General features: G+C 71.7%; 6 protein-coding genes. 5 read left to right on the top strand and 1 reads right to left on the bottom strand.

The window, feature by feature from the left end; genetic code table 11:
• Positions 1 to 113 precede the first annotated feature (113 nt).
• The 4 genes from LOY02_RS07800 to LOY02_RS07785 are packed head-to-tail and all read left to right on the top strand — an operon-like array spanning position 114 to position 4,538.
• Positions 114 to 866, top strand: coding sequence for an SDR family NAD(P)-dependent oxidoreductase (locus tag LOY02_RS07800; RefSeq protein WP_317181776.1), 753 nt, complete (start codon positions 114 to 116; stop codon positions 864 to 866).
• Positions 863 to 2,260, top strand: a complete 1,398-nt coding sequence (locus LOY02_RS07795) for a deoxyribodipyrimidine photo-lyase (protein ID WP_317181775.1) — start codon at positions 863 to 865, stop codon at positions 2,258 to 2,260. Before LOY02_RS07800 ends, LOY02_RS07795 begins: the two co-directional genes overlap by 4 nt.
• Positions 2,261 to 2,263: 3 nt before the next feature.
• The gene (locus LOY02_RS07790; RefSeq protein WP_317181774.1) at positions 2,264 to 2,986 is read left to right on the top strand and encodes a CPBP family intramembrane glutamic endopeptidase; all 723 of its coding nucleotides are present in this window, start codon (positions 2,264 to 2,266) and stop codon (positions 2,984 to 2,986) included.
• Positions 2,987 to 2,990: 4 nt separating this feature from the next.
• Complete coding sequence (locus LOY02_RS07785; RefSeq protein WP_317181773.1) at positions 2,991 to 4,538, top strand: tryptophan-rich sensory protein; 1,548 nt, start codon at positions 2,991 to 2,993, stop codon at positions 4,536 to 4,538.
• 73 nt (positions 4,539 to 4,611) lie between these two features.
• Here the strand turns inward: LOY02_RS07785 and LOY02_RS07780 are convergent, their stop codons facing one another.
• A complete protein-coding gene (locus tag LOY02_RS07780) occupies positions 4,612 to 5,595 on the bottom strand; it encodes a GlxA family transcriptional regulator (RefSeq protein WP_317181772.1) in 984 nt (327 codons plus the stop codon).
• Between the two features lie 200 nt (positions 5,596 to 5,795).
• On the opposite strand from LOY02_RS07780, the gene LOY02_RS07775 reads away from it, so the two are divergent.
• Positions 5,796 to 6,788: a DMT family transporter gene (locus LOY02_RS07775; RefSeq protein WP_317181771.1), complete on the top strand. Its 993-nt coding sequence runs from the start codon at positions 5,796 to 5,798 to the stop codon at positions 6,786 to 6,788.
• Positions 6,789 to 6,800 lie beyond the last annotated feature (12 nt).

The raw sequence follows: 6,800 nt of genomic DNA, 5'->3' as shown, positions 1-6,800 counted from the left end.
TTCGACGAGACCTTCCGCCGCAAGTGGGAGTTCTACCTCGCCTACTGCGAGGCCGGCTTCGCCTCGGGCTACCTCGATGTCGCCCAGATCCGCCTCGAACGACAGGAGTCCTCATGACCTCACCACTGCACGGACGGAAGACCTGGGTCGTCGGAGCCTCGAGCGGGATCGGTGCCGAGCTGGCGCGGGAGCTGAGTCGTCGCGGCGCGGACGTCGCGATCAGCGGCCGGCGGGCCGAGGAGCTCGAAGAGGTCTCCGGCGGCGCCATGGCGACCGTGCCCGTGGACGTCGTCGACGCTGCCGCGGTGGACGCTGCGACCCTCACCGTGCGCGCGGCCCTCGGCGGCCTCGACATGGTCATCTTCAGCGCCGGCTACTGGAAGCAGTTCGACGCCACGGAGTGGGACCGCGAGGTCTTCGCCAGACACGTCGAGGTCAACCTGCTCGGCTTCAACAATGTGCTCGCGGCCGTCGTGCCCGGTTTCGTGGCCCAGGGCCACGGGAACGTCGTGGGCATCGCCTCCGTGGCCGGGTATCGGGGACTTGCCGGGTCGGAGGCCTACGGCGCGACCAAGGCCGCCCAGCTCAACCTCCTCGAGGCGATGCGGGCGTCGCTGTCACCCAAGGGAATCCGAGTCACCACGGTTGCTCCTGGCTTTGTCCGGACCGAGATGACGTCCACCAACGAGTTCCCCATGCCCTTCCTCATCGACGCCGACGAGGCCGGCCGCACCATCGCGGACGGCCTCGAGAGCGGGGACGAGAGCATCGTCTTCCCCAAGCGAATGGCCCTCGCCATGGGTGTGGCCCGTCTCGTGCCGGGCCGGCTCTGGACCGCCGTCACCACCCGCGGAGCCCGTAAGTGACGGTGTCGGTGCTGTGGTTCCGACGCGACCTGCGGCTGTCGGACCACCCCGCACTGCTGGCCGCGCTGGACGCCGGGACGTCGGTGGTGCCCGTCTTCGTCCTCGACCCCCGCCTGATCGACGTGGACCGACCGCGCACCCGGCGTCTCGTCGCCTCGGTGCGCGCGCTCGCCGCGGAGCTCGAGGGGCGCCTCGTCGTCCGTGCCGGGGACCCCGTCGAGGTCATCCCGGCGCTCGCGCACGAGGTCGGCGCCGAGACCGTGCACGTGACCCGGGAGACGACGCCCTTCGGGCGCCGCAGGGACGCCGCGGTCGATGCCGCGCTCGGCAGGGATGGTCGTCGGCTGGTCGCGACCGGCACGCCGTATGCCGCTGGGCCCGGCGTCGTGGTCACGCGAGCCGGGGCGCCCTACCGGGTCTTCACCCCGTTCGCCAGGGCGTGGCGCCAACACGGCTCGCCACTCCCGGCGATGCCGCCGCTGCGAATCCCGTGGTTCGCCGGGGACGTCGGTGGAGTGGCCCTGCCAGCGGCGTCTGCCGACCAGGGCGGGCCCGGCGATCGTGACCGGGCCCGGCCCGACGGCGATGCCGCCGGCGAGGTGCCCGCCAGACGTCGTTGGCTCGACTTCCTCGCCGACGGGGGCCTCGGCCACTACGACCGGGACCGCGACCGGCCGGACCTCGACGCCACGAGCCGCATGTCGATCCCCTTGAAGTACGGCGAGATCCACCCCCGCACCCTGCTCGCCGACATCGCCGCCCACCCGGAGGGGCGCTCCGACGGCGCTGCCACGTTCGTCACCGAGCTCATCTGGCGCGAGTTCTATGCCGATGTCCTGTGGCATCGCCCTGACTCCGCGTGGCAGGACCTCCGGCCCGAGCTGAGCCGGATGGCCCACGACTCCGGCACGGCGACGGACCGCCTCGTCTCGGCCTGGCGGGAGGGCCGGACCGGCTACCCCATCGTCGATGCCGGGATGCGGCAGCTGCTCGCCGAGGGGTGGATGCACAACCGGCTGCGGATGGTCACGGCGAGCTTCCTCACCAAGGACCTCCATGTCTGGTGGCCGGTCGGAGCCCGCCACTTCCTCGACCACCTCGTCGACGGCGACCTCGCCTCCAACAACCACGGCTGGCAGTGGGTGGCCGGGACCGGCACCGATGCCGCGCCCTACTTCCGGGTCCTCAACCCGATCCGTCAGGCCCACCGATTCGACCCCCTCGGGGACTACGTGCGGCGCTGGGTCCCCGAGCTCGCGCACGTCGAGGGAGCCGCCGTGCACGAGCCGTGGAACGACCCGAACGGGTATGGGCACGGATACCCGACGCGCATCGTCGACCACGACGACGAGCGCCGGGAAGCCCTGATGCGTTACGAGCTGGCCAGGAGGTGACCGATGCGAGGCCCGGTGGCCGAGCTGCGTGCCTTCCTCGACGCGGCGCTCGTGCGCCCGGCGGCCGACGCGGCTCCGGACCCCCCGGGCACCCGGGCGCGACGGCGCGTCGTCGTCACCCTCACCCTCGTCGCAGGTGCCGCCGTCCTCGCCTGGGCCCTGCGGATCCAGCCGGGGGACGAGCTCTTCTACCTCGCGACCCTGGGCCTGGCCGCCGTCTGGGCGCTCGGCGCCCTGCTGTCCGGCCGGTTGCGCCTCGGCCTGGGCCACACGCGACGCGGCTCGAGGACCGGGCGTCCTGTGGTCCAGTCGTTGGCGCTCGGAGTGCTGCTCCTGACCATCTTCCTCATCGGCGCCCTCGTCGTGGCCCGGATCCCCACCCTGAGCGAGCCGGTCGTCGAGCTGCTCGACCACGCCCGCATCGGCTCGCTGCCGGTCGTCCTCGTCATCACCATCCTCAACGGTGTGGCGGAGGAGCTCTTCTTCCGTGGAGCCCTCTATGCGGCCCTCCCGGGCCACGCCGTCGCGATCACGACCGTCCTCTACACCCTGACCACGGTGGGGACCGGCGTCCCCCTGCTCGTCTTCGCGGCGGCGGTGCTCGGCCTCGTCACCGGCCTCCAGCGACGCGTCACCGGAGGCATCCTCGGACCGGTCATCACCCACGTCACGTGGTCCGCCGGCATGCTCCTGCTCCTGCCCCCCGTCCTCGACCTCGTGAGGTGAAGCCATGACTCCGACCAACCAGCGCGCGCAGCAGGCGACAGGACCGACGACGGGCGCGGCGACCCCGTCCCCCACCGGCTCCCCGGAACGCACCGCGCTCGTCACCGGCGCCTCCGGCTACATCGGCGGACAGCTCGTGCCCCGCCTGCTCGCGGAAGGGTGGCGCGTCCGGGTGCTGACGAGACGTGCCGGCTCCCTCGACGACCGCCCTTGGGCCGACCGGGTCGAGGTCGTCGTCGGGGACGCCGCGGACCGCGGCGACCTCGGGACCGCACTCAGCGGCATACGGACCGCGTACTACCTCGTCCACTCCATGGACGACCGGCCCGGCTTCGCCGAGCGCGACCGCGAGGCGGCCACGGTCTTCGGCGAGGTGGCCCGGGAGCAGGGGGTGCAGCGCATCGTCTACCTGGGCGGGCTCCACCCCGACGGCGAGGAGCTCTCGCCCCACCTTGCGTCGCGCGTCGAGGTCGGCCGCATCCTGCTCGCCTCCGGAGTGCCCACCGCAGTGCTGCAGGCGGCCGTCGTCCTCGGTGACGGGTCGGTCTCCTTCGACATGCTGCGCTACCTGACGACGCGGCTGCCCGCGATGGTCGCGCCCAAGTGGCTCGACAACCGGATCCAGCCCATCGCCATCGACGACGTCGTGACGCTGCTCGCCGGTGCCGCCGACCTGCCCGCCGACGTCAACCGGACCTTCGACATCGGCGGGCCTGAGGTGCTGACCTATCGCGAGATGATCCAGCGCTTCGCTGCCGTGACCGGCCTGCGCCGGCGCCTCGTCGTCACCGTCCCCGTCCTCACGCCCCGGCTCGCGAGCCACTGGGTCGGGCTGGTCACTCCCATCGGGGCCGGGATCGCCAAGCCACTCGTGGGCAGCCTTGTCCACGAGGTCGTCGCCAAGGAGTCGGACCTGCTGGATGTCGTCGAGGTGCCGGGCGGCGTCACCGGCTTCGACGAGGCGGTGCGACGGGCGATGGAGGGAACGACACCCGACACCGCCCTGCGCAACCTCGCGATCACCGGCGCCGCAGTCACGACGAGCGCCGTGATCGGCTCCCTGGCGACGAAGCCGGACTCTCGGTGGTACCGGAGCCTCGACCTGCCTGCCTGGCAGCCGCCGAAGGCCGCCTTCCCCATCGTCTGGACGCTGCTCTACGCCGACATCGCGGCGAGTGCCGCCGCAGCCCTCACGGGGATCGACCGCAGACCCGACGAGGAGGGCGCCGGGGGCCGACACGCAGGAGGCATCCGGGAGGCGGTGCCGTCCGCTCGCCAGAGCTACCTCGCTGCCCTGGGGACGAACCTCGTGCTCAACAGCGGATGGAGCCTGCTGTTCTGGCGCGGTCGAACGCCGGGCGGTGCTGCACTCGAGAGTGCCGTTCTCACGGCCAGCGGTGCCGACCTCGTCCGCCGGACGACGGCCGTCAACTCCGTGGCGGGACGGGCCCTGGTGCCCTACGTCGTCTGGACCGGCTTCGCCACGGTGCTCAGTGCGGAGATCCACCGTCGCAACCGAAACCACCGACGCCACCGACGCCACCGTCGATGACACCCTCTACACCTGTCTAGTGCAGATGCAATAGCGCCGTAGACGATGCGATCGCTCGGACCGTGGCCCGTCGTCAGGTGAGAGCCGGCTCCGACGGGCCGCCCACCACCTGGCCGGCGAAGGCCTTGCGGTACTGGAGCGGGGGCAGGCCGACCTCCTTGTGGAAGTGGCTGCGCAGCACCGCCCCTGTCGCGAAGCCGCAGGCGCGGGCAATGGACTCCACGTCGAGCGTCGTCGTCTCGAGCAGGTGCCGTGCCCGGAGGACACGCTGGGCCGTGAGCCACTTGTGCGGCGTCGTGCCGACCTCCTGACCGAATCGCCTGGCGAAGGTGCGCTCCGACATGTTGGCGCGGGCGGCCAGACCGGGGACCGTGTGGTCCTCGTCGAGGTGCTCGGTCAGCCAGGTGAGCACGTCCTGCAGGCTGTCGCACGGCTGAGCCGGGACCGGCGTCTCGACGTACTGGCGCTGCCCTCCCGCGCGATGGGGCGGCACCACCATGCGGCGCGCGATTCGATTGGCGACGTCCGTGCCGAGCTCCCTGCTCACGAGATAGAGGCAGGCGTCGATCCCGGCTGCCGTCCCTGCGCTCGTGAGGACCGGGCCGTCCTCGACGTAGAGTGCATCGACGTCCACCCGGGCCTCGGGAAATCGCTCCCCGAGCAGCTGGGCGTGCCTCCAGTGGGTGCCGCAGTCGCGCCCGTCGAGCAGTCCCGCCTCGCCGAGCCAGAAGGCTCCACTGCACACCGAGAGGACGGTGGCGCCCCGGTCCACGGCATCACGGAGGATCTCGAGAGACTCCGGCCGGAAGGGCCCGTTGACCGAACCGCCCGGTATCGCAACGAGATCCGCCTCTCGCGCGGCCTCGAGCGGATGGGTGGCCACGATCCCCATGCCGGTCTTCGTGGCGAGGACCCGGTCGGGCTCGGCGGCACAGACCCGGAAGTCGAAGGGCGGCACCCCGTCCTCGGTCCGGTCGATCCCGAAGACCTCGCACAGGACGGCGAGCTCGAACGGCGCGACGGGTTCCTCGACGAGGACGGCGACGGTGCGGAGCATGCCGCCAGTGTGACATAAGTGGCAGAATTTCGCCGAACATCGTCGGTTCTGCCACTCGTGGCCGGAAACAATTGGGCACATGCTTTCTGCCATGTCCTTCACACCCTCCCTCCCGACCGCCCTCGTCGACCTCGCCCTCCCCGCGCCGGGGGTAATTCGGGCGACATCGACGAGGCCGATGCCTAGGGTCACGTCCTGACATGACCACACACCCGACCTCCACCGGGACCACCACCGGGACCACCACCGGGACCACCACCGGGGTCGCCTCCACGCTCCCGTCGACCGCGCCGGCTCCCACACGCCGCACCGCCAGCCGGTTGATGGTGTTCGGCGCCATGGCCGCCACGCTCGTCCTCTGGGCATCGGCCTTCGTCGCCATCCGCCACCTCGGTCACGACGTCCCCCCCGGAGCGCTGTCGCTCGGGCGGCTGCTCGTCGCGTCCGTCGCCCTCGGCTTCCTCGTCTTCCGCCGCAAGCCGACCTGGCCACGACGGGGCGACTGGGGGCTGCTGCTGCTCTGCGGTGTGGCCTGGTTCGGGATCTACAACCTCGCCCTCAACGATGCCGAGCGTCGCATCGATGCCGGCACCGCCGCGCTCCTCGTCCAGATCGGTCCGATCATCGTCGCCGTCCTCGCCACCTTCTTCCTCGGCGAGCGCATGACGCCGTGGCTGCTCGTCGGCATGGTCGTCGGCTTCGGAGGGGTCGCCATCATCGCGCGCGGCTTCTCCAACGGCGGGACGGGTGACCGGGTGGGCGTCTGGCTCGCGGTCGTCGCTGCCGTGACCTACGCCATCGGGGTCCTCGCCCAGAAGCCCCTGCTCCGCCGCCTCCCCGGGCCCGAAGTCACCTTCCTCGCCTGTGTCATCGGCGTCGCCACGCTGCTTCCCTGGACCGGCGAGCTCGTTGACGTCGTTCGCGACGCGGAGCCGAGCACCCTCCTGTGGATCGCCTACCTGGGGATCTTCCCGACCGCCGTGGCCTTCTCGCTTTGGGCCTTCGTCCTCGCCCGGAGCGACGCCGGCAAGCTGACGCTGACGACCTTCCTCGTGCCGTTCATCGCCACCCTCATCGCCTGGGTGCTCCTCGCGGAGGTCCCGCCGGCCCTCACGTTCCTCGGCGGTGCGTTGTGCATCACCGGCGTGCTCTTCACCCGGCGCAAGCCACGAGCCGCCACGGCCCGGTCCTAGCGGACCACCCGC

This window comes from Intrasporangium sp., from assembly GCF_032907665.1.
Taxonomy (GTDB): Bacteria; Actinomycetota; Actinomycetes; order Actinomycetales; family Dermatophilaceae; genus Intrasporangium.
The sequence above is the reverse complement of the archived record's forward strand: the minus strand, read 5'-3'. Positions and strand labels throughout refer to the sequence as shown.

Coding starts and splice junctions, on each gene's coding strand:
- LOY02_RS07790 (WP_317181774.1), top strand. CDS start 2,264: ATGCGAGGCCCGGTGGCCGAGCTGCGTGCCTTCCTCGACGCGGCGCTC.
- LOY02_RS07785 (WP_317181773.1), top strand. CDS start 2,991: ATGACTCCGACCAACCAGCGCGCGCAGCAGGCGACAGGACCGACGACG.
- LOY02_RS07775 (WP_317181771.1), top strand. CDS start 5,796: ATGACCACACACCCGACCTCCACCGGGACCACCACCGGGACCACCACC.
- LOY02_RS07800 (WP_317181776.1), top strand. CDS start 114: ATGACCTCACCACTGCACGGACGGAAGACCTGGGTCGTCGGAGCCTCG.
- LOY02_RS07780 (WP_317181772.1), bottom strand. CDS start 5,595: ATGCTCCGCACCGTCGCCGTCCTCGTCGAGGAACCCGTCGCGCCGTTC.